At 38.2% G+C, this 26,863-nt stretch carries 24 protein-coding genes, 2 pseudogenes and 1 riboswitch; of the genes and pseudogenes, 17 read left to right on the top strand and 9 right to left on the bottom strand.

Going from position 1 to position 26,863, the window contains the following annotated elements; genetic code table 11:
- The first annotated feature begins 4 nt into the window (after positions 1-4).
- From MKY78_RS14305 to lepB, 3 genes are all read left to right on the top strand, one after another.
- Positions 5-781, top strand: a complete 777-nt coding sequence (locus MKY78_RS14305; protein ID WP_339213579.1) for a hypothetical protein — start codon at positions 5-7, stop codon at positions 779-781.
- Between the two features lie 270 nt (positions 782-1,051).
- On the top strand, positions 1,052-1,528 hold the full coding sequence (locus MKY78_RS14310; protein ID WP_339213581.1) for a hypothetical protein: 477 nt from the start codon (positions 1,052-1,054) through the stop codon (positions 1,526-1,528).
- A gap of 81 nt (positions 1,529-1,609) precedes the next feature.
- Positions 1,610-2,155 (top strand): signal peptidase I, encoded by a 546-nt coding sequence (lepB, locus tag MKY78_RS14315; RefSeq protein WP_339213583.1) that lies wholly within the window; start codon positions 1,610-1,612, stop codon positions 2,153-2,155.
- Between the two features lie 124 nt (positions 2,156-2,279).
- On the opposite strand, the gene MKY78_RS14320 is transcribed toward lepB, so the two are convergent.
- A complete protein-coding gene (locus tag MKY78_RS14320) occupies positions 2,280-3,257 on the bottom strand; it encodes a proline dehydrogenase family protein (RefSeq protein WP_339213585.1) in 978 nt (325 codons plus the stop codon).
- 393 nt (positions 3,258-3,650) lie between these two features.
- Here MKY78_RS14320 and MKY78_RS14325 point away from each other — a divergent pair, with 393 nt between their 5' ends.
- The 9 genes and pseudogenes from MKY78_RS14325 (at position 3,651) to MKY78_RS14365 (ending at position 14,183) form a co-directional block, all read left to right on the top strand.
- The gene (locus tag MKY78_RS14325; RefSeq protein ID WP_339213586.1) at positions 3,651-3,779 is read left to right on the top strand and encodes a hypothetical protein; all 129 of its coding nucleotides are present in this window, start codon (positions 3,651-3,653) and stop codon (positions 3,777-3,779) included.
- 239 nt (positions 3,780-4,018) lie between these two features.
- Entirely contained in the window at positions 4,019-5,086 is a 1,068-nt protein-coding gene (locus MKY78_RS14330; RefSeq protein WP_339213588.1) for an AbrB family transcriptional regulator, read from the top strand.
- A 484-nt stretch (positions 5,087-5,570) separates the two neighbouring features.
- Positions 5,571-6,743: an IS200/IS605 family element RNA-guided endonuclease TnpB gene (gene tnpB / locus MKY78_RS14335; RefSeq protein WP_339213590.1), complete on the top strand. Its 1,173-nt coding sequence runs from the start codon at positions 5,571-5,573 to the stop codon at positions 6,741-6,743.
- Positions 6,744-6,853: 110 nt separating this feature from the next.
- Positions 6,854-7,828 carry a TAXI family TRAP transporter solute-binding subunit gene (locus MKY78_RS14340; RefSeq protein ID WP_186870466.1) on the top strand — a complete coding sequence of 325 codons (975 nt, stop codon included), beginning with the start codon at positions 6,854-6,856 and terminating at the stop codon, positions 7,826-7,828.
- Between the two features lie 24 nt (positions 7,829-7,852).
- A complete protein-coding gene (locus MKY78_RS14345; protein WP_186870465.1) occupies positions 7,853-8,344 on the top strand; it encodes a DUF1850 domain-containing protein in 492 nt (163 codons plus the stop codon).
- Positions 8,345-8,359: 15 nt separating this feature from the next.
- On the top strand, positions 8,360-10,333 hold the full coding sequence (locus tag MKY78_RS14350; RefSeq protein WP_339213593.1) for a TRAP transporter permease: 1,974 nt from the start codon (positions 8,360-8,362) through the stop codon (positions 10,331-10,333).
- A 195-nt stretch (positions 10,334-10,528) separates the two neighbouring features.
- A complete protein-coding gene (lhgO, locus tag MKY78_RS14355) occupies positions 10,529-11,725 on the top strand; it encodes an L-2-hydroxyglutarate oxidase (protein WP_339213595.1) in 1,197 nt (398 codons plus the stop codon).
- A 198-nt stretch (positions 11,726-11,923) separates the two neighbouring features.
- Positions 11,924-12,074: riboswitch (cyclic di-AMP (ydaO/yuaA leader) on the top strand.
- Between the two features lie 79 nt (positions 12,075-12,153).
- Positions 12,154-12,810, top strand: a complete 657-nt coding sequence (locus MKY78_RS14360; protein WP_339213596.1) for a TrkA family potassium uptake protein — start codon at positions 12,154-12,156, stop codon at positions 12,808-12,810.
- Positions 12,811-12,833: 23 nt separating this feature from the next.
- Positions 12,834-14,183, top strand: a pseudogene (locus MKY78_RS14365) (TrkH family potassium uptake protein).
- Positions 14,184-14,390: 207 nt separating this feature from the next.
- Here MKY78_RS14365 and MKY78_RS14370 read toward each other — a convergent pair.
- The 3 genes from MKY78_RS14370 to MKY78_RS14380 form a co-directional block, all read right to left on the bottom strand.
- Positions 14,391-15,182, bottom strand: coding sequence for an SDR family oxidoreductase (locus MKY78_RS14370; protein ID WP_339213598.1), 792 nt, complete (start codon positions 15,180-15,182; stop codon positions 14,391-14,393).
- Positions 15,183-15,317: 135 nt separating this feature from the next.
- Positions 15,318-15,578, bottom strand: coding sequence for a DUF3006 domain-containing protein (locus tag MKY78_RS14375; protein ID WP_339213600.1), 261 nt, complete (start codon positions 15,576-15,578; stop codon positions 15,318-15,320).
- Between the two features lie 19 nt (positions 15,579-15,597).
- Entirely contained in the window at positions 15,598-16,836 is a 1,239-nt protein-coding gene (locus MKY78_RS14380) for an MBL fold metallo-hydrolase (protein WP_339213602.1), read from the bottom strand.
- A gap of 223 nt (positions 16,837-17,059) precedes the next feature.
- On the opposite strand from MKY78_RS14380, the gene MKY78_RS14385 reads away from it, so the two are divergent.
- From MKY78_RS14385 to MKY78_RS14395, 3 genes and pseudogenes are all read left to right on the top strand, one after another.
- Positions 17,060-17,470, top strand: a complete 411-nt coding sequence (locus MKY78_RS14385) for a hypothetical protein (RefSeq protein WP_339213604.1) — start codon at positions 17,060-17,062, stop codon at positions 17,468-17,470.
- A 138-nt stretch (positions 17,471-17,608) separates the two neighbouring features.
- Positions 17,609-18,498: pseudogene (galU, locus tag MKY78_RS14390) on the top strand (UTP--glucose-1-phosphate uridylyltransferase GalU).
- On the top strand, positions 18,495-19,811 hold the full coding sequence (locus MKY78_RS14395) for a UDP-glucose/GDP-mannose dehydrogenase family protein (RefSeq protein ID WP_339213605.1): 1,317 nt from the start codon (positions 18,495-18,497) through the stop codon (positions 19,809-19,811). The pseudogene galU and the gene MKY78_RS14395 overlap by 4 nt, the downstream one beginning before the upstream one ends.
- A gap of 699 nt (positions 19,812-20,510) precedes the next feature.
- On the opposite strand, the gene MKY78_RS14400 is transcribed toward MKY78_RS14395, so the two are convergent.
- Positions 20,511-21,377 carry a YitT family protein gene (locus MKY78_RS14400; protein ID WP_339213606.1) on the bottom strand — a complete coding sequence of 289 codons (867 nt, stop codon included), beginning with the start codon at positions 21,375-21,377 and terminating at the stop codon, positions 20,511-20,513.
- A 116-nt stretch (positions 21,378-21,493) separates the two neighbouring features.
- Here MKY78_RS14400 and MKY78_RS14405 point away from each other — a divergent pair, with 116 nt between their 5' ends.
- A complete protein-coding gene (locus MKY78_RS14405) occupies positions 21,494-22,108 on the top strand; it encodes a hypothetical protein (protein WP_339213608.1) in 615 nt (204 codons plus the stop codon).
- A 29-nt stretch (positions 22,109-22,137) separates the two neighbouring features.
- On the opposite strand, the gene MKY78_RS14410 is transcribed toward MKY78_RS14405, so the two are convergent.
- The 4 genes from MKY78_RS14410 to MKY78_RS14425 all read right to left on the bottom strand — a co-directional run bounded on the left by MKY78_RS14410 (position 22,138) and on the right by MKY78_RS14425 (position 25,797).
- Positions 22,138-22,911 carry a hypothetical protein gene (locus tag MKY78_RS14410; protein WP_339213609.1) on the bottom strand — a complete coding sequence of 258 codons (774 nt, stop codon included), beginning with the start codon at positions 22,909-22,911 and terminating at the stop codon, positions 22,138-22,140.
- 204 nt (positions 22,912-23,115) lie between these two features.
- Positions 23,116-24,714 (bottom strand): hypothetical protein, encoded by a 1,599-nt coding sequence (locus tag MKY78_RS14415; protein WP_339213611.1) that lies wholly within the window; start codon positions 24,712-24,714, stop codon positions 23,116-23,118.
- Positions 24,715-24,850: 136 nt separating this feature from the next.
- Complete coding sequence (gene corA / locus MKY78_RS14420; protein WP_339217922.1) at positions 24,851-25,357, bottom strand: magnesium/cobalt transporter CorA; 507 nt, start codon at positions 25,355-25,357, stop codon at positions 24,851-24,853.
- On the bottom strand, positions 25,342-25,797 hold the full coding sequence (locus MKY78_RS14425; RefSeq protein WP_339213613.1) for a CorA family divalent cation transporter: 456 nt from the start codon (positions 25,795-25,797) through the stop codon (positions 25,342-25,344). The genes corA and MKY78_RS14425 overlap by 16 nt, the downstream gene beginning before the upstream one ends.
- A 160-nt stretch (positions 25,798-25,957) precedes the next feature.
- Between MKY78_RS14425 and MKY78_RS14430 the strand changes: the two genes are divergently transcribed.
- On the top strand, positions 25,958-26,803 hold the full coding sequence (locus MKY78_RS14430; RefSeq protein ID WP_339213614.1) for a transcription antiterminator: 846 nt from the start codon (positions 25,958-25,960) through the stop codon (positions 26,801-26,803).
- Positions 26,804-26,863 lie beyond the last annotated feature (60 nt).

Raw genomic sequence — 26,863 nt, forward strand, 5'->3', positions numbered from 1 at the left:
AATGATGAAAGTACGTAAAGGATTGAAAAAGAAATTAGTAGTAGGGGTAGCTGCGGTTGGAATCGTTGCAGGGTCAGGAATTGCACTTGCCAATACGGATGCTGGTGCACAGCTTCGTGCCTGGTATGAAGGAATGTTTTCTAACACGGTAGAGGATATTGAGGCAAGTGTAGAAGAATATGGTCAAAGCAAGCTCCCAGGATTACAAGCAGAATATGAACAATTAAAAGCTACAGCACAAATGGATATTGATTTAACGAGAGAACTTGAAACAGGTAAGTCCTTATCAGAAATCATTAATGCGAAAATAAGTCATTTGGAATCGTTGAGCGAAGAAGAGCAAGCAATTTTAGCGGGAATTGGGCTAGAGTTCTACAATGTATTTCTAGATGGTTATTTTGAAATCCAACGTGTTCAGCAGGAGGGGTTAGATTATGCGAATAATGATTTAACTGCTTATACTGGTGAACTTGGACAAGAAGCGATGGCGACCATGACATCAGATATAAATACTGCTAGGGATCAGGCTGTACAAGAGCTAGAAGAAGCAATACAGCAGGCCCAAGAACAGCTTGCTCAAGCATTAGATACGCAAGAAGAAATTACCATTAGAAATTTACAAAATCAAATCGATTGGGCTATTGAGGACTTAAGAGAATCGGTAACATCATTACTTGATGGATTAGTAGAAGAGCAAGAACAAATTATAATTGCTCATGCACAGCAATTGGAAGATCAAGCAAAAGCTGCTCTTGATGATGTAGTGAATGGTATCAACTAGGAAGAATTTCGAGTCAGATAGAAAAGAATAAAATCCTTTCCTGCCAGGATAAAAAAAGCGAACACATTTATTACAAGACAAGCGAATGCGAGTTTTTCTAACAATACGGATGTCTCAGAATAGGGCCTCACTCCACAGAGAGGGTCAGACGGACGGGACATCCCTTTCTATTGGCAGATAGGAAGGTAGAAACCTTTTACAGCCAACGTAAACAAAGAATACATTCGCTAAAGGACGAGCAAATGCGAGTTTTTCTAAGGAGGTATATATATGAAGAAAGGCAATAAATTATATTTACCAATAATCGGAATTGGAATCGTCCTAATCATTATGGTAAGTAGTGTGAAGGTAGTATTTGCTAACGAGGATATTGCTTATATGTTAAAGAATTGGTTTGATGATAAGCAGTCCGCTTCAATGGAGGAAATAGAGAGGACGATTACTCAGGAAAAAGAAAAGCAGACAACTCGTCTAAAGAGCGAAATACACGAAGCGATTCAATCAGCAGAAAGCCAGTATGAAGCATTCCTAGAAGAAGAGAAAACAAAACGGAAACAAGAATTAATAGATTATGCGGATCAATTAATTTCTAATTATGATGTTAGTATGGAAGCGGACCAAGTATTACTAGATAAATTAAATTGTCTCATAACAAAGACAGAAATAGAAATGGACATTGTATTAGGCAAGAAAGATACTAGTCAACTTATCGATTGTGGAGAATTACAAGTTGATGATGCTAATTAATATGTAATTCAGTGCTATGAAACATGTTCAAGAACCTCTTTGATAGGGGAATAAGAATCTCACCATTGGTAGGTGATGCTATTGGAAACAAGTATCGTGATGGAAGATAGGAAGAATGAAAGTGAAGCGGAACGTAAGGATAGTAGGTTAGGGTGGATCGGCTTTATTTTTTGCTTAGTAATCACCTTTTTAGTTTTTCGGTATGTTATTGGTTTCATTGTTATTTCTGGTGATTCTATGAACCCGACACTAGAAAATGGAAATGTAGTATTATCAAGTAATCTCTTTTATACTGTGGATCGACATGATATTATTATTTATCGCGACCATAATGGATTTGATGTGGTCAAACGAGTAATTGGTTTACCGAATGATCGCATTATGATTCAGGACGGTTCGATAGTTGTAAATGGCGAGATAATGAACGAACCATATAGGTTGGGTGCTTCTCATGACATGGAAGAGGTAGTGGTTCCTAAGGATGCTTATTTTGTAGTGGGAGATAATCGTACTCCTGGTGAAAGCTTAGATAGTAGGAGTATTAATGTGGGACCGATCCATAAAAGTACTATCCAAGGAGAAGTATGGATTTCTCTTTTTCCATTTTCTATGGCATTGCATAAATAATGCAGAATAGGATAGGTGGGAAGTGGTAAGTATCCTATCTAGATAGGATACTGACGGAATAAACTAATCCATTTACTAATCTATTAAAAAATCCTCTAGCAAAGTGGCTAAAGGATTTTTCTATTTATTTCTTTTTACGTTTACTTAATCTGCCAAGAATAAATGCACCTGCTGCAACCCCAAGTACTGTATTGGTTTTCTTGTTGAAAACTTGCTTCACCATTAAGTTCATGTTTTGAGGACGCTCTGCAAGACGACGCATGTAGTAACCATACCAATCATCTCCGAATGGAACATACGTACAGAAGTTGTATCCTTCTTTTGCTAATTCCAATTGCATGTCTTTGCGGAAACCGTAAAGCATTTGGAATTCAAACTTGTCCAATGGAATGTCGTTTTCTTTTACGAATTGCTTTACATGATTAATAATATGATGATCATGTGTTGCAATTGATGTGAACTTCCCACTTAGTAAGTGATATTCAATTAATTTAAGAAAGTTCTGATCAATATCTTTCTTATCTTGGAATGCAATAGTTTCAGGCTCTTTGTACGCACCTTTCACTATACGTAGGCGATAATCCTTATATTTTTCAATGTTTTTAACGGACTCAAAAAAGTATGCTTGGATAACTGTACCAATGTTATCAAAATCTGTAGAAAGCTCATCAATTAGGTCAAAGGAAGGTTTCAGGTGACCATAGTCCTCCATGTCAAAGTTAATGAAAATATCATACTCTTTTGCTTTTGATACAATATCTACTAGATTTTGTTTACAAAACTCATAATCAATATCCAGTCCAAGCTGAGTAGGCTTTAATGAAATATGTGCATCCACTTCATTTACTCGGATAGCTTCAATCACTTCCAGAATCTGATCCTTCGCTTTTAATGCTTCTTCTTTTTCTGTAACAAATTCTCCTAAGTTATCAATTGTTGCGGAGATGCCATGACGGTTTAATTCCTTTACACTTTGAATCATTTCTTCAATATTGGTACCGGCTACAACGGACTGAGCACCTAATTTTAAACCATATTTTTTTGCGGCATTGTTTAAAAATTGATTTTGTGACATCCCGATGAAGAAATCCTTTAAATTCATCATGCATACCTCATTTACTATTTTTCTTTTATTATATCGGATAATAGGGTTTTCTGTCACTTCTTGTGGGATATTGCGTGCAATATATTGCTGAGGGGGGTGGGCGCATATGGTGTTGAAAAGGGAGTATCTAATTCAGGGATGGGCGCATCTGATAACGAGAAGGGAGCATCATATTTAAAATAGGGCCTATCTGAAAATGAGAAGGGAGCATCAAATACGAAATAGGGCTCATCTAATAATGAGAAGGGAGCATCAAATGCGAGAATGGTCGCATCTGATAACGAGAAGGGAGCATCAAATACGAAATAGGGCTCATCTGAAAATGAGAAGGGAGCATCAAATACGAAATAGGGCTCATCTAATAATGAGAAGGGAGCATCAAATGCGAGAATGGGCTTATCTAATAATGAGAAAGGAGCATCAAATGCGAGAATGGGCTTATCTGAAAATGAGAAGGGAGCATCAAATGCGAGAATGGTCGCATCTAATAATGAGAAGGGAGCATCAAATACGAAATAGGGCTCATCTAATAATGAGAAGGGAGCATCAAATGCGAGAATGGTCGTATCTGATAACGAGAAGGGAGCATCAAATGCGAGAATGGGCCTATCTAATAATGAAAAGGGAGCATCATGCTCAACTCTACCAGCACCTAATACAGAGGAAAATTGAGAATTGCATATCTAGTTCTATGTACGGTTAAATGGTAAATTAGTAGATAGAGTTTACTATTACATCCAAAGGGGTTTGTACATACCATGTCTTCAAAAGATTATTATTCACTTATTGAGGCTACTATTGTTGCGGTTTTAGGTGGTTCATTGTTTTATTTGGTAAACGCGCCACTTCCATGGGTATTAGGATCCTTGACATTTGTGATGCTATGGCAAGGTCTTACAAAACGGACTTTATGTATTCCAAATTCTATACGCGATACAGGTTTTATTATTCTAGGTGTATACTTTGGCTTATATTTTACAAAGCAAACACTACTAACGGTAATTCCGTACCTTCTCCCATACATAGTTGTTACCTGTATATTAATCATAGCTTGTGTAATTCTTGGTACACTAGTAACGAAATGGATTCATGTTGATAAGGTAACTAGTGTTTTCTCCTGTATTCCTGGTGGGCTTTCGGAAATGGCTATTGTCAGCGAATCATTAAAGGCAAATCCTTCTTTAGTCGTCATTTTTCAGACGATTCGATTGATTACGGTATTATTTACTATTCCCCCATTTATGGTATATTTCCTTGGTAATACCGGTGATGGGAGTTTTCAACGTGTAACAAGGGATATGATATTAGGCAGTGGATGGAGTTATTTATGGTTCCTGATCCCCATTGCTGCTGCCATTTTTTTAAGAAAGAAAATACCAGCTGGAATTATCATTGGTGCCCTTGGTGTTACGGCCATTATGAATATTAGTCCGATTGATTTAAATTCGGTGCCATCAATGGTCATGAATGCAGGCCAGGTAGCAATTGGCGCAAGCTTAGGGAAAAATATTTTATTTGATCATTTGAAAATTGGTGGTAAATATACGTTTGTATATTTTGGTCTTTCTGTTACGATTATTACTATTTCATTTGGATTAGGGATATTACTTGCTGCCTTTACTTCGCTAGATTATGCAACAGCTATGCTCGGAATTGCACCTGGAGGGTTCTTTGAAATGGTGTTAACCGCTTATAATGTAGGTGGAGATCCAGCTGTTGTAAGTGCCCTACAGATAACTAGAATACTAATAATTGTACTTCTAGTACCTATATCGCTTAAGTGGTGGTTTACTAGAAAAGTAGGTGTGAAAGAGAGAACGGAATAAATATCTCGGTAGTTTAATAAGCGATTAAAAATATATTCAGAACTTCCATAAAGGGGGAGTTCTTTTTTTGTTAACAACTTTCATACAGCAAACAATATAAACTAAAAATTATTTACAATTGAAAATAAATGTATTATTATGAACAGTATGAAATAAATAAACAGCATATTAAAACTTTTCTATTTGTTAGCGGTAAAACCATCTTAGGGAGACATCAACAATGACTCTATTTTAATGATGGTTTTTTATCTGAAATAGGCGAGAAAACCCCCATCTTCAAGGAATGAGAAGGGTAAAGCCCCATGAGTAAGTGGGGGATGAATCGTCTTCGGACAAGGGATGGCTTACTTGCCATCTCGTTTGTCCGACTGTTCGAGTGCGTGTTGATGAGATAAATAATAGCTTAGGTACGAGTGGTAAAACCTTTTTTCTATAAAGTAATCCATTCGTTTCCATCCAACATAATGAAGGAGGTGGAAAATTAATGGTTGTGAAAAAAGCCTACAAGTTCCGAATCTATCCAAGTAAAAAGCAAATGGAACTGATTAACAAAACAATTGGATGTTCTCGCTTTGTTTACAACTATTTTGTTGGAAAACAAAAAGGGAAAGATGCTTATTGGTACATCGTCAATGAAATGGTGCAGAACGGTCAACTGACTGAAAATAATTGGAAAGGTGAGTTTTTCAATAAAAACCAATCCATTAAGGCAGTTCGTGAATTAAAGAAACACTATCCGTTTTTAAAAGAAGTCGATAGTATCGCCCTTCAAAAATCAGTTGAAATAGTAAACGATTCTTACACTCGATATTACAAAAAACAAAACGGCGAACCACGTTTCAAATCAAAAAAGAATCCGGTTCAATCCTATACAACAAAATTTGTAAATGGGAATATTGCTGTTTTGGATAAGCATATGAAACTACCGAAATTAGGTCTTGTTCGTTTTGCAAAAAGTCGTGAAGTAGAAGGTCGCATTATGAACGCAACGATTAGACGTAACTCTTCGGGAAAATACTTCGTTTCGATTTTAGCCGAAACAGAAGTTGAACAACTTGGAAAGACAGGTTCCGTAATTGGAATGGATGTTGGATTAAAAGACTTTGCCACACTCTCGGATGGAACGACGTATGCAAATCCAAAATTCTTCCGAACATTAGAAGAAAAATTAGCAAAAGCACAGCGTATTCTTTCAAGACGACAAATTAGTTCTTCCAATTGGAACAAACAAAAAGTAAAAGTGGCACGACTTCACGAAAAGATAGCAAATGCTAGAAAGGATATGTTAGATAAAATCTCTACCGAAATTGTCAAAAACCACGACATCATTGGTATTGAATATTTGTCTGTCAAAAACATGTTAAAAAATCATAATCTTGCTAAGGCTATCAGCGAGGTATCTTGGTCACAATTTCGCACAATGTTGGAATATAAAGCAAATTGGTACGGAAAACAGGTTGTGACCGTAGCGAAAAATTTCCCTTCCAGTCAGCTTTGTTCAACGTGTGGTCATAAGTATAAAGACGTTAAAAATCTTGCTTTGCGTGAGTGGGAGTGTCCTACCTGTAAAACCCGTCACGATAGAGATATTAACGCAAGTTTGAATCTTCGTAACGAAGCATTACGATTAACCGCAGGAACTGCGGGGATAGCCTAATCCATAACTAACCAATAGGTTGGTGTTCTTAGGAATCCCCCACTTCAATCAGACCATAAGGTCGATAAGTGGTGGGTAGTTCAAATATTAATAAATATGGAGGGAATATGATGAAGAAGACAATATTTTTTAGTATGTTTCTTTCACTTGTATTGGTATTAGGTGCTTGTGGAGACAGTACTGGTGGAACAGGAGATAATGCACTTGATGGTGAATTTGTAACCGTTCTCACAGGTGGGTCATCAGGGGTATATTATCCATTAGGTGGTGCAATGGCCAAAATTTATCAGGATATGGGGGCGAATGCAAATAGCCAATCCACTGCTGCAAGTTCGGCAAATATAACTACTCTTAATAAGGGGGACGCAGAAATAGGGTTCTCTATGGGGGATGCAGCAGCGGATGGATATGAAGGGATAGACAGCTTTGAAGAACAGGGTGCACAAGAAAATATTCGCTCTATCGCTTCACTTTATCCTAACTATTTACAAATAGTAGCTACTGTGGAATCAGGGATCAAAACGGTGGAAGACTTAGCGGGGAAAAGTGTTGCAGTAGGTGCACCTGCTTCCGGGACGGAAATTAGTGCGAAGCGTGTATTAGAAGCATATGGAATGAGTTATGACGATATAAATGAAGATTATCTATCATTCGCAGAAGGTGTAGAAGGAATTAAGAATGGAAACATTGACGCTGTTGTTATTTCTTCTGGCTTACCGAATGCAGGGGTAATGGAGCTACAAACCACTAATGATATCGTGGTTGTAGAAATTGCAGAAGATAAAGTGTTAGAAATGCAAGAGAAATATCCTGCCTTCTTCCCTGCGGTTGTTACGGCTGATGTATATGATCTAGATGCTGATACACCAACTATTGGTGTAAACAATGTACTCCTAACACATAAGGATGTATCAGATGATGTTGCATATGCACTGACCAAAGGAATTTACGAGAATTTAGATACACTGAAGGATACACATAATGCGGCCAAGGACATTGATATCCAAAATGCATTACAGAACCTACCAGCTCCACTACATCCAGGAGCAAAAAAATATTTTGACGAGCAAGGGATTACAGAATAAATCAAAGCTTAAGTAGGAATAAGAATGCAGAAAAAATTAATCTATTTCATTATTATTCTACTGATTGTTACTGGAATCTTCCTGGTTCCAGTACAATCTGGAATTTTACTTACTAATCTTGAAGGAAAACCTTATCACTTTATCCCATGGGAAGGAAGAACACTCACCATAGGGTGGCGTCATTCGGTTGAATTAACCCCGTGGCAGGAAACCTATACCATCAACGATGATCATTCTTTATCGTTATCGGAGACTATCTATCAGTCTTATGGGGCTGGTACACCGGATACCGATGGGAAAGTGGAGTTTCTAGCTGATGGATATGTCCGTGTGACTGGTATAAAACGAGAAATACCTTTTTATTCTCTTTATTATGTCCCTATTTCTTATTATTCCATAGCAGATGGGACAACAAGCTACCCTCTAAAAAATTTCGTTCCAGATTATCATCAAATACAAATTCATTATGAATCAATCACACTTTTTTCTTGGATTAGGATAAGACTTATTTCTTAAGGAGGGATGGGCCAAATGAGTGAGGCGGTAAGGCCGGTCGAAGAATTATCAACGGAAGAACAAAAGAAGCTAATAGAAAAATATGATACCGAATCCAGATTCCGGAATTTTAATATTCCGTGGATGGTTCGTCTTGTTACATTTATTGCGGTTGGATTAGCACTTTTTCATCTGATTACGTCGTTTACTGGACCATTAGTCACTTTAAAGCACCGAGCTTTACATACCGGTGTGATTTTAGTGCTTGTATTTTTACTTTATCCTTCTCGTAAAAAAGCACCCCGGCAACGTGCAACAGTAATTGACTTTTTGCTAGCAATCATGGCGGTTGCTACCATTTTATATATCTTTACTGATTATATGGGGATTGTTAACCGAGCAGGGCTGCCGAACACGAGTGACTTCTTATTTAGTCTATTAATTGTGATTCTCGTGCTGGAAGGTGGTCGTCGTGTAGTTGGTATTGGGTTAACGGTCTTAAGTGCGTTGTTTTTATTGTATGCTTATTTTGGTCCATATCTTCCTAGACTGATTGCCCACCGTGGGTATTCAATTGAGGATATTACCACATATATGTATTTGACGACGGAAGGAATATTTGGTACAGCGATTGGTGTATCTGCTACCTATATTTTTCTGTTTGTTTTGTTTGGGGCATTTCTAAATCGAACTGGCTTAGGTCAGCTATTCAATGATACTGCCATGGCGATTTCTGGTCATACGGCTGGAGGGCCAGCGAAAGTATCGGTTATCTCGAGTGGATTTTTAGGGTCAATAAATGGGTCTGCGATAGCAAACGTTGTCACGACCGGTTCTTTTACCATTCCATTAATGAAACGGACGGGTTATTCAAAGAACTTTTCAGGTGCGGTAGAGGCGGCTGCATCTGTTGGTGGGCAAGTACTTCCACCGGTAATGGGAGCAACAGCCTTTATTATGGCAGAAACATTAGGCATGAAATATAGTGATATTGCACTTGCAGCGATTTTACCTGGGATACTTTACTATATGGGTGTCATCACCGTAGTCCATTTGCGTGCAAAAAAGCGTGGTTTACGCGGACTCACTCGTGAGGAGCTTCCTAGTTTAATAGAAGTCATGAAAGAGAGAGGCCATTTACTAATCCCATTAATTGTATTAATTTATATGCTATTTAGCGGTTATACACCGATTTATGCAGCAGCATGGGCAATCATTACAACGATCGTCATTGCAATGATAAGGAAGAAGACTCGATTAAGTATTAAAGGGATTATTGGTGCACTAGAGGATGGAACTCGTAGTGCTGTTGGTGTGGCAATGGCTTGTGCGATGGTCGGTATTATTGTTGGGGTTGCCTCATTGACTGGGTTTGGCTTAAAAATGACATCCGCTATTCTTATTCTTGGACAAGATACGTTAATCCTAACCTTGTTCTTTACGATGATTGCTTCGATTATACTTGGAATGGGATTGCCATCTATTCCGACTTATATCATCACATCATCTATGGCTGCACCTGCCCTAGTACAATTTGGTATTGAGCCATTTGTATCCCACATGTTTGTATTCTATTTTGGAATACTAGCGAATTTAACACCACCTGTAGCGTTGGCGGCTTTTGCGGGAGCGGGTATTTCTGGTGGTAATCCGAATCGAACCGGATTTATCTCCCTCAAGCTTGCGGCAGCAGGGGTATTAGTACCATATATATTTGTCTACTCACCTGAATTGTTGATGCAGGGTACCAATGGTTGGGAGATTGCATGGGTGGCAACAACGGCTGCTATTGGGGTCATAGCATTAGGAGCAGGTCTAGAAGGATATTTTATGACTACGATGGTATGGCCATTAAGAGTGATCACCATCATGGCCGCTGTAACCTTAGTGATACCAGGGGTATTAACCGATGCTATTGGACTCGGATTACTAGCATTAGTTGTTATCGTCCAATTCATAGCCAAGAAGCGAGTAACAAGTGCTCATGAAGAAGAAAAAATAGCTAAATAAGGCAACATGCTGGGATGTCATAGCGCGACATCCCTTCTATTTTAACTAGGGAAGTGATGTATCAAGCAGAGGTTGGTATTTTAGAAGAGAAAGTCCGTACATAAAATACTAGCGCTCATGCTGCGTATAGGACCAATAATAATTGCTTCTAAATTCATACTGATTCGATCAACTTAATGTATAGGAGGGCTCATGATGAATGACTTTTTAATTATAGGTGGAGGTATTGTAGGATTATCTGTAGGGCTAGCACTTTTAGAACGATATCCAGGCTCAAATTTAGCTATCCTAGAGAAGGAATTGGATGTTGCACAGCATCAGACTGGTCATAACAGTGGTGTCATTCATTCCGGAATTTATTATAAGCCTGGTAGTTACAAGGCTCGATTTGCCAAGGCAGGAAATGCAAGTATTCGAAAATTTTGCGAGGAGCATGATATCCCGCATGATATTTGTGGGAAAATCATTGTTGCAAAAAATGAAGAAGAGATGCCAGAACTAGGCAGGTTGTTTGAACGAGCAAAGCACAACGGTCTAGAGGTAACCTGGCTGACCAAAGATGAATTACTAGAGAAGGAGCCTTATGTTGCCGGAGTAGGCGGGATTTTCATACCTTCTACTGGAATAGTAGATTATGCAATGATATCACAGGTAATGGCGCGTCAAATCCGCTCACTTGGTGGGGAAATTATTACGAAAGCTGAGGTAGTCTTTGTAGACGAAAGAGAAGATGAGGTTATAGTAGAAACAAGAAATAATACGTATTCTACTAGATTCCTAGTGAATTGTGCTGGTTTACATAGTGACCGAATTGCGAGAATGGCAGGGTATCATGTTGATGTGAAGATATTTCCGTTTCGTGGTGAATATTTTGAGCTAAAGGAAGAGAAGCGTCATGTTGTAAGAAACCTCATTTACCCAGTTCCCAATCCTAATTTTCCATTTTTAGGTGTACATGCTACGAGAATGATCGACGGAACAGTAGAAGTAGGGCCGAATGCTGTACCTGGATTTAAGCGAGAGGCATATTTTAAGGCATCGTTTGATTGGAAAGATTTTGGTGAGATTATATCTTATCCAGGTTTTTGGAAGCTAGGATTAACCTATCTCAAAGAGGGGCTGGAGGAGATGAGTAGGTCGGTGAGTAAGAAACGGTTTGTAGATAACTTAAATCATCTTCTTCCGAGTATTGAAGAAGAGGATTTAGTTCCAGCCCCTGCAGGCGTTAGAGCACAAGCTCTAGGAAGCGATGGGAAGCTATTTGATGATTTCTTTATTATTGGTGGTAAGAATAGTGTTCATGTTTGTAATGCACCATCTCCTGCAGCGACTGCTAGTTTGGAAATTGGCAAGGAAATTGTTAGTCGAGTAGGGGTACGTTTAGGCGTATGAGAAGGACCTGAGTTGGTCCTTTTTTTATTGGGATTAGGAGTAAGGAGATGCTAAGTTAGTTCACCTTATGCATACTAGAAGACCTGTATTTAGGAGGAAGATGAGAAGCTAGTAAAAAATTAATTTTCGTGTAGGTGTTGACAATCATAGGAAACAGGAGTATTTTTTTCTTTATTACGTTAAATTTAATCGAATGACACCTTATAATCGCTGAATCTGTTTCTTGAACGGGGGAACCAATCGGATGGTTTATTAGACCATCTGAAGGGGTGAATCTTACGAAGGTAAGAGGGGGTACTCTCAATCCCTAATCCGACAGCTAACCTCGTAAGCGTTACGTAATTTCTGAGAGAAGGGTCCGGGATTTAACCGAAGACCATTCTATTTGAAATGGTCTTTTTTTGGTGTTGATAGAAAGAGAGGCATTAATGAAAAAACAATTTGTCGTGATTGGCTTGGGCCAATTTGGAAGTAGTGTTTGTAAACAGCTGTATCAATTAGGTCACGATGTACTAGGTATCGATAATGATGCAGAAAATGTTAGAGCTAACTCGAATTATGCATCACATGTCGTTGTTGCGAATGCAACGGATGAAGATAAACTGAGAGCATTAGGTGTAAGAAATTTTGATTATGCTATCGTTGCTATCGGTGAAAAAATTCAGCCGAGTATACTCTGTACGTTAATTCTTAAAGAGATAGGGGTTAAAAACATTTGGGTAAAAGCGCAAAACACCCAGCATCAGAAGGTTCTGGAGAAGGTTGGTGCAGATCGAATCATTAACCCAGAGGAGGAGATGGGGATTCGAATTGCAAATCAACTAGACTCGGATAAAATAATAGATTATATTGGCCTGTCGAAGGATTATAGTATTCTAGAGTTAAAAGCTACGAGTAAAATCTCGAATAAAAGCCTGATTGAACTAGATATCCGTGCCAAATATGGTTGCAACGTTCTAGCAATTAAACGTGGGGGGCAGGTTAATGTATCTCCTGCACCTAATGATAGGATTCATGAAGGAGATGTAATGGTAGTGATGGGTGATAATAAGAGTCTAAAGCGTTTAGAAGATAAGGGAATGTAGCATAGCAAAATGGGGGATGCAGTATGTTAACGATAGTAAAAAAGCATGAATTAAGTCCTTCACAGATAATTGTACTATTTTATGTGGTGGCTGTAGCGATCTCCGTTTGTTTGCTTAGTTTACCTTTTACAGTGAAAACAGGAGTTGATTGGTCCTTTTTAGATATTCTGTTCACAGCAGTTAGCGCAGTGAGCGTTACTGGTTTGTCTGTAGTGAATACAGCAGATACCTTTAGCACACCAGGAATATTCATTTTACTTTTTATCCTTCAATTCGGTGGAATTGGTATTATGACACTTGGTACCTTTTTTTGGTTATTAATAGGTAAAAATATTGGTTTGAAAGAAAGAAGATTAATAGGAACCGATCAAAATCAATCCCAATAATCAGGTTTAGTTAAGCTGATGAAGCAAATATTGGCCATTATATTGTTAATCGAATTTGTTGGAGCTATTATCTTAGGAACTTATTTTCTTAACTATTTCCCTACCTGGCAGGAAGCCTATTTACAAGGGTTATTTGCTTCTGTAAGTGCGACAACAAATGCAGGATTCGATATTACTGGAAGCTCCCTCATTCCTTTTGCTCAGGATTACTTTGTGCAATTGATTAATATTATATTGTTAACTTTAGGGGCAATTGGTTTTCCAGTTTTAATCGAGGTAAAGGATTTTATGAAGCATAGTAAGAGCAATTCTACATTTCGATTTTCTTTATACACGAAATTAACGACAATTACTTTTTTTGCTTTAATGGCTTTTGGGACGATTGTTATTCTGTTATTTGAAGCCAATCACTTTTTTGCAAATAAAAGCTGGCATGAATCCTTCTTTTATGCATTATTTCAATCTTCTACTACGAGAAATGGTGGCTTAGCAACGATGGATGTCAGTCTATTTTCTAATCCAACATTACTAATGCTATCTTTCTTAATGTTTATTGGAGCATCTCCGAGTTCTGTAGGAGGTGGAATAAGAACCACAACATTTGCAGTTATCCTGTTATTAATTTTTTCTTTCGCTAAAGGAAGGAAGAATATAAAGATATTTGGACGTGAAATACATGAAGATGATATTCGAAAATCGGTTGTGGTTAGTTTCCTTGCCATGATTATTTGCTTCATTGGAGTGGCGATTCTATCTGCTACGGAAAGCTTTACATTCATGCAAATTGTATTTGAGGCAAGCTCTGCATTTGGTACGACTGGATTATCGATGGGGATAACACCAGAACTAAGTTCGATTGGGAAAGTGGTAATTATTGCGTTGATGTTTATTGGAAGGATTGGGATCTTATCCTTTATCTTTATCTTCCATGGTAATAAAAAGGATGTTAACTACCATTATCCGACGGAACGCATTATTGTTGGATAATGAGGATAGGAAACATATCAAGTAATGTAAGCTAAGTATTTACGTATAGAGACAAGAACGATTTGTGATAATTTTTGCTCTAGGCCTTAGGTGAGCGTTTTTGAGAAGAGGTCACCTAAGGCCTATCCTTTAATCTATGGGAATTACCCGATTTACACTAGAGAATCATTGGGCTTTTTCAATCAACCATGTCATCAAGTCCAACTCTTATAACGCTTTAACTAATCCACCGTCAACTAGCAAGGTTTGTCCTGTTACATAGGTATTCGCAGCAGAACATAGAAAAACAGCTTGTTTAGCGAATTCTTCTGGATTCCCGTAGCGACCAATCGGGATACTCTTCTCAGTAGATGATTTTACTTCATCATAGGTTACACCAAGCTGCTCTGCACGGACTGTATCTAGGTGCTCCACACGTTCAGTAGCAATCCGTCCTGGTCCGATGGTGTTAATTAAAATATTGTCCTGGGCTAGCTCCTGGGAGAGGCTCTTTGCCAATCCAACTACCCCTGCACGGAATGTATTCGATAAGATAAGATTGTCTAATGTTTGTTTAATGGATGATGAAGTGAAGTTAATGATATGACCACTTCTTTGTTGTTTCATATAAGGTAGAACTTCACGGATTGCTCTAATATAGCTAAGCAAATTTAACTCAAATGCGTTCTGCCATGCTTCATCATCGAAATGTTCGAATCCGCCAGCTGGAGGTCCCCCTGCATTGTTTACTAATACATCAATCTTTCCGTTACTTTCGATCGCGAATTGTACTAATTCTTTAATATCAGCTGGGTTTGTTACATCACAGGTTTTGTAGGATACATGGTTGTTTGACGTGAATTCTTGAATTTCAGAGACAGCAGCTTTTAAATCGCTTTCATGACGACTTGAAATAATGACATGTGCCCCCTCTTGTGCAAACTGAAGTGCAGTAGCTTTTCCAAGTCCTTTACTAGCAGCCATTACAATGACAGATTTTCCTTTTAAGCCAAGATCCATATGTATTACCTCCTCGTATTTCCGTTAACATAATTATAACATAGAGGATGGATAGAATAGTCGAATGACGATGCGTTTTGGAATAATACTATGCCTTTTTAAAACTAAAAAAATCGGCGCATAGCACCGATTCATCTAGTTTTTCTTAAACTTACTTCCAGTACTATTAGCTCGTAATTGAGCTAATAGATCTGTCGTCTTTTCTTTTACCCTTTTTTCTGCTTCCGTATTAATTGCAATGATATGATACGAACTGTTCTGTTTCTCCATTTCAAAAATAGTGTCGATATGACTGCCTTCTGGAAGCTTTTCTTTCGGTATAATCAGTTCCGCTTTATCTTCCTCTATTAAAATGACAGCTAGATTTCCTTCGAATCGATCTAGGACTCCTTGCATCACGCTTCCCTCCAAATAGTTAGCTAACACAGGCCATTCCTTGTGCTACGATATCCTTTATTCTACCATCTCCAATGCCGTTTATCCGTTTTAGATCCTTTATAGAATGGAATGGTCGTAAGTCAATTAAGTCTTGTGCTCGTTCTGAACTAATATGAATGATTTGCTGTAGCTCCTCGTAGGAGGCCGTGTTAATATCAATACAGCTAGAATTTGCCTTTTCATTCGATTTACTTGCTTCATTTGAATTAGCAGTGTCCCCAGAGCTGTTATTCGATGAACTATTTTTACTTGGGACAGTTCCGTCTCTTTCCGTCTTCACCGTGTATTCTTTTCCATCTGTTGTTACAATGATCGTGCCATTTACATCTGTTCCGTATAAATCAATACCAGCATTGGTGATGTATGAAATAACTTCACGATGTGGATGACCGTATTTGTTATCTGCACCAGCACTATAAATAGCTATTTCAGGGCTTACAGCACTAATAAATGATGGGTCACTGGAAGTGCTAGAACCGTGGTGTCCTAGCTGTAAAATATCAGCATTTACGTCAAAACCAACTGTCATCATCTGTGTTTCCGCATCACGATCCGCATCACCAGTAAACAGGAATTTCACATCACCATAAGTGAAGAGTACAGAAATAGATTCTTCGTTTGGTTTACCAGTAATAGACTGTGGATGAAGAACTTTTAAATTTAAAGGTCCGATATCAAATTCTTCACCTGCTCGTGGTTCATGGTAGTTTGCTCCACTACTAACGATTGCTTCTAATACACGTTGGAATGTACTAGAAGTACTTTCGTTACCAGATAACCATACCTCGGTTACCTCATATGTATTGATTACATCTGCAAGCTGTCCAATATGATCAGCATCCGGATGACTTCCGATAACAAGGTCGAGCTTAGATACCCCTTGTGAATGTAAATAGTTGACTACTTCATTGCCACGCCAATCCCCAGCATCAAATAAAATATTGTGGTTGCCATATTGAAATAATGTTGCGTCTGCTTGCCCTACATCTATATAGTGAACCTGTAATTCAGCTAGATTTTCTGTTGACTTGGAATTATTTTGCTCTTTACGATGTCCTTCTGTTTGTTCATCTGATATGACATGATCAGAGGTTGGTTCCGTTTGGGCTTTCTCTATATCTGTTGCTAATTCCTTATTTGTTTCTAGGCTCACTCCTTGGCCGCAAGCAGTGAGAATAATTGTGAGAAACAAAGATGCTATTAATTTTTTGTACAAGTCTACTCCCCCAGTATTCTATACTACGTTTATCGTAACAAATTCACTACTGGAAATCTAGAACACTACTAGTACGAAAATAGTGAAAAGAAAACATGACAGAAGAGTGGAAATTACGTATGTTTCCATTTTTTCATACTTTGCAGAGGAGAAAGTGACGAATTAAGTGTTCAAAAAATAATACCATCTATCCATACAGCTAACAAAATGAGAAATTACTAAGATGAAATTTACGATAGTTATTGGCATACTTAGCGGAAAAGGGGAGATGAAGATGATTAAGCGCAAAGTAATTAGGCTACTATTACTATTTCTCTTATTCGGTACGGCATTGGTGATAATTATCTTTGTGGAAAAACTAGTCATGGAAGCCTATAGTCAACCGTCTGAAGAAAATGTCCATGTAGCAGGTGTAGTTGACAGAATAGAGGATGGGGAGGTCGTCGTTATCCTAGTTGAGGAATGGAAACTGGAATTGATGGTCAGAATGAGTGAATTTGATATAGCATTAGTACCACATGTCTGGTTGGATATTGTATTTTCTAAGGGGGAAATCGTGGATATAGCTATTGATTGGAAGCGGACGAATAGGGAACGTAATAGAGTAAATAGTTTATTAAAAAAGCTTCGGTAAGAAATAAAGAGTAAGTCATTCCTCTCCTGTTTACGCAACACTATAAAATCTTTACATAGAAAATACATTATTTTCACAATTGACAGAAAGTAAAATGGGATACTTTAACTAAGGTTAATTCGGAATGGAGGGAACAGGATGAAACGAGTGAAAAAAGCTATTATTCCAGCAGCAGGTCTAGGTACTCGATTTTTACCAGCTACCAAAGCGATGCCAAAGGAGATGCTACCAATAATTGATCGTCAAACAATTGATTATATTGTGGAAGAGGCAAAACATGCAGGTATTGAAGATATTATTATTGTGACCGGTAAAGGGAAGAGAGCAATCGAAGACCACTTTGATATCAATTTTGAGTTGGAAAATAATTTGATAGAAAAAGGAAAGCTTTCCTTGCTCGAGAAAATTCAATCTTCCTCAAACGTAGAAATACACTATATAAGACAAAAAGAACCAAAGGGACTAGGTCATGCGGTTTGGTGTGCACGTAATTTTATTGGAGAGGAACCGTTTGCAGTTCTTTTAGGAGATGATATTGTTCGTGCAGAAACTCCTGGAATAAAGCAGTTAATGCTCCAATATGACAAAGTAGGTTCGTCCGTTGTTGGGGTTCAGGAGGTTTCTATGGAAGAAACAGAACGGTATGGAATCGTTGAACCACGGAAAAATCAAGGTAGACTAACGCTGTTAACCGTTTTGTAGAAAAACCAAAACTAGGAACAGCACCTAGTAATCTAGCTATCATGGGGCGTTATGTCCTCACTCCGGCCATTTTTGATATTTTAGAGTATCAAGAACCTGGTGCAGGTGGGGAAATACAGTTAACCGATGCCATTAACCGACTAAATCAAATAGATCAAGTATATGCATATGAGTTTGAAGGTAGGCGATATGATGTTGGGGAAAAATTAGGGTTTCTCCGGACAACGGTAGAGTTCGCCCTAGAGGATAAGGAGCATCGGGAGCAGGTGGAGCAAATGTTGAAAGAATTGATAGACCGGTATAGCTCTCGTGAGGTGTCACAATGAAAATTGCTGTGATCGGAACTGGCTATGTGGGGCTTGTAACGGGGGTTAGTTTAGCAGAAATTGGACATCATGTACGGTGTGTAGATGTCGATGTAAGAAAAATAGAGCAATTAAGAACTGGGATAGTAACGATCTGGGAGCCAGGATTAGAGGAGCTTATGGTTAAAAATATGGCAAAAGGACGATTATACTTTACGACAGATTACGAGGTTGCATTGGAGCAAGCGCAAGTAATCTATATAGCTGTCGGTACACCAGAGAGTGAAGATGGTTCTGCTAATACGCAATTTGTTGAACAAGCAGCAAAACAAATCGCCACTACGATACGAGATGATGTAGTAGTTGTTATGAAGAGTACGGTACCTGTAGGAACAAATGATAGAATTTATCAGGTTTTACAAGAACATCTTAAACAAAATGTTAGAGTAGATGTTGTTTCAAATCCGGAATTTTTGCGCGAAGGTTCTGCTATAGAAGATGCTTTTCGAGGAGACCGAATTGTAGTTGGGGCGAATAATCTTAAAGCGTTTGAAATGCTAGAAGAAGTGAATAAGCCCTTTGGTATCCCGATATTTAAAACGGATATTCGAAGTGCAGAAATGATTAAATATGCTTCCAATGCATTTCTTGCGACAAAGATAAGCTTTATTAATGAGATAGCCAATATTTGTGAGAGAGTTGGAGCAAATGTTGATTTAGTTGCACAGGGAATGGGCATGGATAAGCGGATTGGTCTCCAGTTTTTGAAAGCAGGAATTGGCTATGGAGGCTCTTGTTTCCCAAAGGATACGAAGGCTTTGATTCAACTGGCAGGGAATGTAGCTTATGATTTTAAACTGTTGGAAGGTGTCGTAAAAGTTAATCAAGAACGGCAAACCATTCTAGTGGAAAGACTATTAGAACGATTTCACGCAGTAGAAGGGAAACAAATTACGGTCTTAGGATTATCCTTTAAGCCTAATACAGATGATATGCGGGAAGCGGCATCTATCATCATAACGGAATCCTTAATCCAACTAGGTGCTCATGTTGTCTGTTATGACCCAGTTGCTATGGACAACGCGAAAGGGATATTAAATGCCGAGGTAACTTTTGCTAGCAGTATGGTAGAAGCGTTACGAAACAGTGATGCTGCTCTAATTTTAACCGAGTGGGATGAATTTAAAGAGGTGGATGTTCAAATCTTTAACCATATGAAGTCACCAATTGTTTTTGATGGGAGAAATTGCTACGCACCAGAGGTGATGGCTGAAAAGCAAATCGAATACTATTCGATTGGTAGACCGGATATACCAATGACGATAGCTAAATAATTGATGTTACTTACATGTGTGTAGTTAAAAAAAGGGAGCAGAGAGCGTCTTCCGTTACCAAAAAGCGCAAGTAGAGTTGAAAAGGGTAACCGATGGATGCATCTCCGCTCCCTTAATGTGTAAATAGCGGTGAAAAAGGTCACAGAGAGAGTGCGTCAGTGCCCTAAATGAGGAAGGGGAGCGAAAAAAGGTCACAGAGAGAGTGCGTCAGTGCCCTAAATGAGGAAGGAAAGTGAAAAAAGGGCACAGAGGGGGGTATCAGTGACCTAAATGGGGAAGGGGAGCGAAAAAAGGTCACAGAGAGAGTGCGTCAGTGCCCTAAATGAGGAAGGGGAGCGAAAAAAGGTCACAGAGAGAGTGCGTCAGTGCCCTAAATGGGGAAGGAAAGTGAAAAAAGGGCACAGAGAAGGGGTGTCAGTGCCCTAAATGAGGAAGGAAAGCGAAAAAAGGGCACAGAGAGAAAGTCTCAGTGCCCTAAATGAGGAAGGAAAGCGAAAAAAGGTAACAGAGAAAGCCTCTCAGTGACCTAAAAGTGTAAGCAGAGTTCAAAAAGGTAACAGAGAAAGCCTCTCAGTGCCCCAAATGTGTAAGCAGAACCCAAAAAAGCCAACAGAGAAAGTTCCTCTGTTACCTAGATGTACCTAAATCCCCAATATAGGTAATGGAGATAATTCCTCTTTTTATATGAGGCTACATTTATTAATGAATGGGACTCTTAAACTTACTACCATGTGCTTCTTGTGCATCGATAATGGTTATAAATGCTTTTGGATCGGTTTCATATACAATCGATTTTAATTTTGCTATTTCGAGACGTGTTAAGACGACAAATATAACTTCTTTATCCTCTTCTTTGTACCCGCCTTTACCATATAGGTTCGTAATCATACGCCCAAGTCTTTCCTGAATGGCTTCACCAACATCGGCATATTCATTGGTAACAATTACAGCCGCTTTTGTATCACCAGTGAGTCCTTGACCAACGAGGTCAATCGCTTTAGAGGCAATAAAGTATGTGATGATGGAGAACATGGCTTGCTCCCACCCTAAGACAAATCCTGCCCAAGCGAAAATGAAAATATTAAAGAACATAACGAATTCGCCAACTGAAAATGGTAGTCTGCGAGCAAGTAGAATTCCAAGAATTTCCGTACCGTCTAAGGCACCACCATTACGAATAACGATACCTACACCAATACCAAGGATGAGACCTCCAAAGACAGTCGCAAGTAATGGTTCCTCTGTTAGGGCTGGAACATGGTGTAAGGTTGGTTCAATTAATGCTAGGGCAATGATACTAAATAGGGATGCAATAACAAAGCTTTTTCCAATATATTTATAACCAGCGATTAAGAAAGGGAGGTTAATGATAAGTATTAGAATACCGAAGTTAAATCCAGTTAAATTATTTGTTATTAAGGAGATACCAATTACTCCACCATCTATAATGGTATTGGGTACTAAAAATAATTCCAATGCCACAGCTGCTAATGTTGCGCCGATGAGCATCATAATATAGCGACGAATAATACTAGGTATAGATTCCTTTTTATGCTGTTTTCTCATTTGATACACCTTCTTAACTAAATTTCAAAATAATGTTACGTTTATAGTATACATGAAATAGCTTCATGATGCGTTGTTAAAGTAGAAAATCACGGTAATCCAATGGGGGTATTTAAATGGATATTTGGTATGCCAGTTATGGATCTAATTTGATGAAAGAAAGATTTTTAGCCTATATTTATGGGGGAAAGCCACCAGGATCGAATCAATCGGAACATGGATGTCGAGATAAAACGGCACCAAAGGAAAGTGAGCGAATTGATATACCATTTCCACTATACTTTTCTAAAGAGCGAAGTAAATGGGGCGAAGGTGGGGTAGCATTTATCGGGACAGCTGCTTCGAATGAAGAAAAAACGATTGGGAGAATGTATTTAATAACGGAAGAACAATTTCAGGATGTTGTATCCCAAGAAAACAATGGATTGCAAGTAAAATTAGATTTAATAGAAATAGAGCGTAAAGGCTATGTTGATATTCATCATGGTTGGTATAATCGCATGGTGTACTTAGGGAAGAGAGACGGTGCTCCAATCTTCACCTTTACGAGTAGTCTGCCAATAAGCCATGTTACGTTTACTAAACCGTCCGTAGCCTATTTATCTGTCATTGCATTTGGATTAATGGAACTTGGACTTGGGGAAGACGAAATAGTAGATTATTTAATGGCTATAGAAGGTATTCAAGAAGAATTTACTAAAGCTTCACTACGAAATTATATCCGTAAATGAAAGAGGAGTTTGGTCCGCCAAACTCCTACTTATAATCTTACCTTTATTCGAGAATGTTTATCGCCCTTATAATAAAAAACCCCTTCCATAATCCGCGTATCAGGAAACTCCAAGCTATCCCAATAATATTTCCATGCTTGCGCTTGATCTACTATTTTGTTGAAGTTTTCTAAAGCAAGGATAGAGTTGACATTTAACTCATATCCTTCATCGATATAAGTAAGGAAAAGCTTTAATTTCTCATAGGTTAGTCGATTATTATGCTGGAAGACAGCTGGGTAAAGGACAGCTCGATAGTTTTGTAATTTTGGATTTGTCGCTATGGAATTGATGAGTTGAATACGATTATGCTTTATCGCAAGGTCCTTATATTTTTCAGGTATGGTTGAGTCAAATAGTAGCTGGTAAATGTCTTCTTTGGTACATTTGGTATGTTTGCAAATACTGGCTATATCGTTTCGGGTTTCCTTGAGCAAAAGCGTAATATATTCGTATTTCAATCTATGATTCACTTTTTCTTCCATGCAGGACTGAAATAATTGGTATGTCCATTCTAACAAGGTGATATGTGGATTCGTTATGATATAGACCGGAATGCTTCTATGGAAATCTATTAAGTATAGCTTATTATAAGCTTCAATCCCCTTTGCGAGTAGGAGGTCGTTATGTTGGTTTCGAATAACATGAATATGTGGTACATGGGCTTGTGTATCGTTATGATATGCACGACTAGGTGGAAGAGCATTCGTGTGACGGGCTTTAATTTTCTGAAACGGAACCCATTCGATCCGGATTATATCCAATTGACTCGGGCCCCCTTTCTTTTGTTTGTAAAAGATATGAATAGGATACATTGTCCTATACCATTATTATGATTTTATCAATGCATTCAGAGCTCAAATGTTGTTAAAATACATGTAATGAATCTAGAAAGGGATTAAGTAATTTCCGCTCCAATGTCATACGCGGGTGTCTGACAAGGGATTTTACATCGGAATGAAGGGTAGTTATTTTACGTATACAGAATCTATTATAGTCCGCTTGAATTTCTCCCCACTTTTTGTTCGTCCTTCTATGTCAATGGTAATGTTATACACTTCATCTCGGTTATGGAACGGAATTAACTGTGATAAGTTTGGAGTACCTTGAACCGTGAAGCTCTTCTTATTGGATGGATTATTCGATTGGGTGATCTCGTAAGTAGCCTTTACGGAATTTTCTTCTACAGAATGACTATTTGCTTGTAATTGATAAATCATTTCATTAGATTGAACAATTCTAGTATTCGAACGATATGCCAATTTAGTTGGGGAATCAAAGGTTGCGACTAGTAGGTAGGCGTCTTCTTCTTTAGCGGTTAATTGTAACGACCATTCTCCACTTTCTGGCTCATCAAGTGAAATGCCATGCTGGATTGCACCTAAGAAGATGCCATCGTTTATCTTGGTTGATTTCATGGTAGGGGTAGATATTTTTCCAGAAGGTGAAACGAGTTTAATATCTGCGAGATAGTTGGAAGTCAGTAGGTTTAAGGAGAGGTCGTTTACATCGTTTTCTACTGTAATAGCGATATTTGTTTCTTTACCTGAAAGTAGAGGTCCGCCATCAACCCATTGGTTGTAGTTTGGGGTGCTTTTATCTATTGTATCCATGATTTGCTTACTTGGCGAACCATAGGACGTGCTATGGAATAAGTAAGGTAGAAAAATAGGGAAGGTTATCCCACTCCTGATAGAGGTGTGATTCCAGTCTCCAATCGAGATCTGCTGTCCTCCTGGTAAAGCACTACTCGCTGCAGTGACAACGCCATCATTTGCTCCATATTGGGATAGATACACCCCTCCGAACCATGTAGAAGAAAATACAGAGCCCCAGCTTGTTCCACCTAATGTGTAGTAACGATTATGGTATGCCCTAGGTTCATGATCAATTTGACTTCGGAAGTTTGCCATATTACCCATTTGCAAGGCATATGTACCATCTCCCTGTGCCCCAAGCAAATTAGCGAGCCAACCTGCTCCTGAACTATAAGCTAAATCTGCTAATTGGGAGCCATGATGCGGACTAGATAGGGTGATGACATTATCTACATATTGCCAAGCATCATAATAGGTTAATGCAGTCTGGGTATCTACACCGCCTTTGCTATAGGCAACGACTGTGATTTTCTTTCCTCCAAAGTGATTTGAAATTTCTGCTATTTTTTCCGCAAGTAGTGCACCATTATCCCACATATCTGCCGAGGCACCGCCAGCATCATATAGTTGGATGAAGGCTGTTTGATAGCCTGCATCATAGGCGGTTTGATACATATCATTGTCAGACCAAAAGATTTGGGCAACATTATTTAGTCCTGGGACAAAGAGTAATACAGGATTATTGGGGTCAAGATTTGGTGGTGTTGCGCCACTATACCATTCACCTGGAGTTTCCGTGTTACCATTGCTGGCTTTACCGGTAATAGAGAAGTTTGGCTCAGATTGATTGTGTGGAGTAGGATCAGGTATTTCTGTTGATTGACTCGTTTTGGCAGTAGTGGATACCGGAAGTGCTAAACCAAAAGCAAGCATACAAATGATAAAGACCATTGAAAGCTTTTTACACATTCTATCCCTCCTCATAATTAGTCCTTTTCCATCTTATTCCGAAGAAAAAGGATTCATGAGGGATGGAGGTTGGGAAAGTTGATAGACCGGTAATAGAGGGTTAGGATCATATATATATATAAAATGCTAAATTAAACTACTTAAACCAACCTTTTTTTCTAAACCAAAGAATCATTATGAAACTGATGACTAGCATAATGATAAGAACGATATAGTAACCATAATGCCACTTCAACTCCGGCATGTTAACAAAGTTCATCCCGTAAATACCAACAATAAAGGTTAGTGGTGCAAAGATGGAGGTAATAACGGTTAGAATCTGAATCACTTTATTTTGTTTATATGAGTTTAAGGAAATGAAATTATCTCGAATATCATTGGTAATATCTCGATTAGAATCCACCATTTCTGATAGCTTTAATAGGTGATCATAAATGTCAACAAAAAATTCTCGATGAGATTGAATCTCCAGATGATGGGAATTTAGAATGCGATAAAGTAAATCTCGCATAGGATGAATTGCATGCCTAAGCTTTAACAATTTATGTCTTAATTGGAATAGTTTATCTAATTCGATATGCATCGAAACACCATGTGGGTTCTTTTCAACTTGATTAATATCATCCTCTAATTCGTAAATAATTGGAAAAAGTTATCGACAACTTTGTCAAATATTTCATAGAGAACACGATATTCGTCCCACTTATTCACGCTCTCAAGCTTTATAACGGTATTCCAGACTTGGTTAACCTCCATCAAATCATGGCGGTGGACGGTGACGATATAATTTTCCCCAATGAAAAAATTGACTTCAAATTGGTTATAATCATCAGGACCGATAGTATGGGTTACGATTAAAGAAAAATCATCATAGTAATCAAGCTTTGGACGTTGCTGGCCATGGAACAATCCTCGGGTTGCTAATGGATGAAAATGTAGGACAGTATCAAGCTTTTTGATTTCCTCCTCTGTAGGATGATTAAAATCAACCCACCACCATTTATACTTACTAAAGTCAACCTCGTCGATTGATAAGGAAGTAATTCTCTCATTTTTCTCTGTTATTGCAATGACTTGAATCAACGTAATTACTCCTTCTTCAGAAAGTAGCTTTTATTTAAAAAGTTTGCTCTCAACCACTACATTTATGTATGATATAAATTTGTGTGGGAATCATTTAGTACGAATTAGATAAAGATATGGTTGACGGACAAGTGTTTGAGGGGAAAAGGAGTCGGAGGTTTTGAGAATTTATACTGTCATAAAGGCGTTAAATAATAATGTCATTATTGCGTTAAATAATGATGACCAAGAGGTTGTCTTAATTGGAAAAGGGATTGGTTTTAACAAGAAAAGAAATGATATTATTCAGGAAGATACAGTTGAGAAGCTTTTTGAACTCCGTAATAAAGCGGAACAAGAAAATTATAAAAAATTACTTCCTAGTATGGAGGATTCGACACTAGAAGCTATTATCACCGCTATAGAAATGATTAAACGAAGATCAAATACATTAATAAATGAAAAAGTGCATGTCGCCTTAACCGATCATATCCTATTTGCTATTACACGCTTAAAGCGAGGAATGGAAATTACGAATCCATTTTTATCAGAAACAAAAGCACTGTATCCTTTTGAATATGAGCTTGCTTCAGAAATAGTAGATAATATGAACCAGTCTCTGGATATCCAGTTGCCAGAGGGAGAAGTAGGATTTATTGCCCTGCATGTTCATAGTGCCATCACCGATAAATCCTTATCTGATTTAAGTGTATACTCTAATTTACTTTCTCGGTTAACTCGTACAATAGAGGAACAATTAAAGATAGACATTGATCGCGAGGGAATTGATTATCTCCGTCTAGTACGTCATATTCGTTACACCATTGAACGTGTTATAAATGGGGAAAAAATGGAAGAGCCTATGAAGTTAGCTAACCTATTGAAAAAAGAATACCCTATGTGTTATAATCTGGCATGGAAGCTTATCAAAATGATGCAGCAAACGTTAAAGAAACCTGTATATGATGCAGAGGCTGTATATTTAACCATGCATTTACAGCGTTTAGCAATTAAATATGACTCATAATCTTACGTGTTACTGATTCGATCAGGCATGAGTAGAGAATTGATGAAATGAGAAGAAGTG

It is taken from the genome of Ornithinibacillus sp. FSL M8-0202 (assembly GCF_037975285.1).
Lineage (GTDB): Bacteria > Bacillota > Bacilli > Bacillales > Amphibacillaceae > Ornithinibacillus > Ornithinibacillus massiliensis.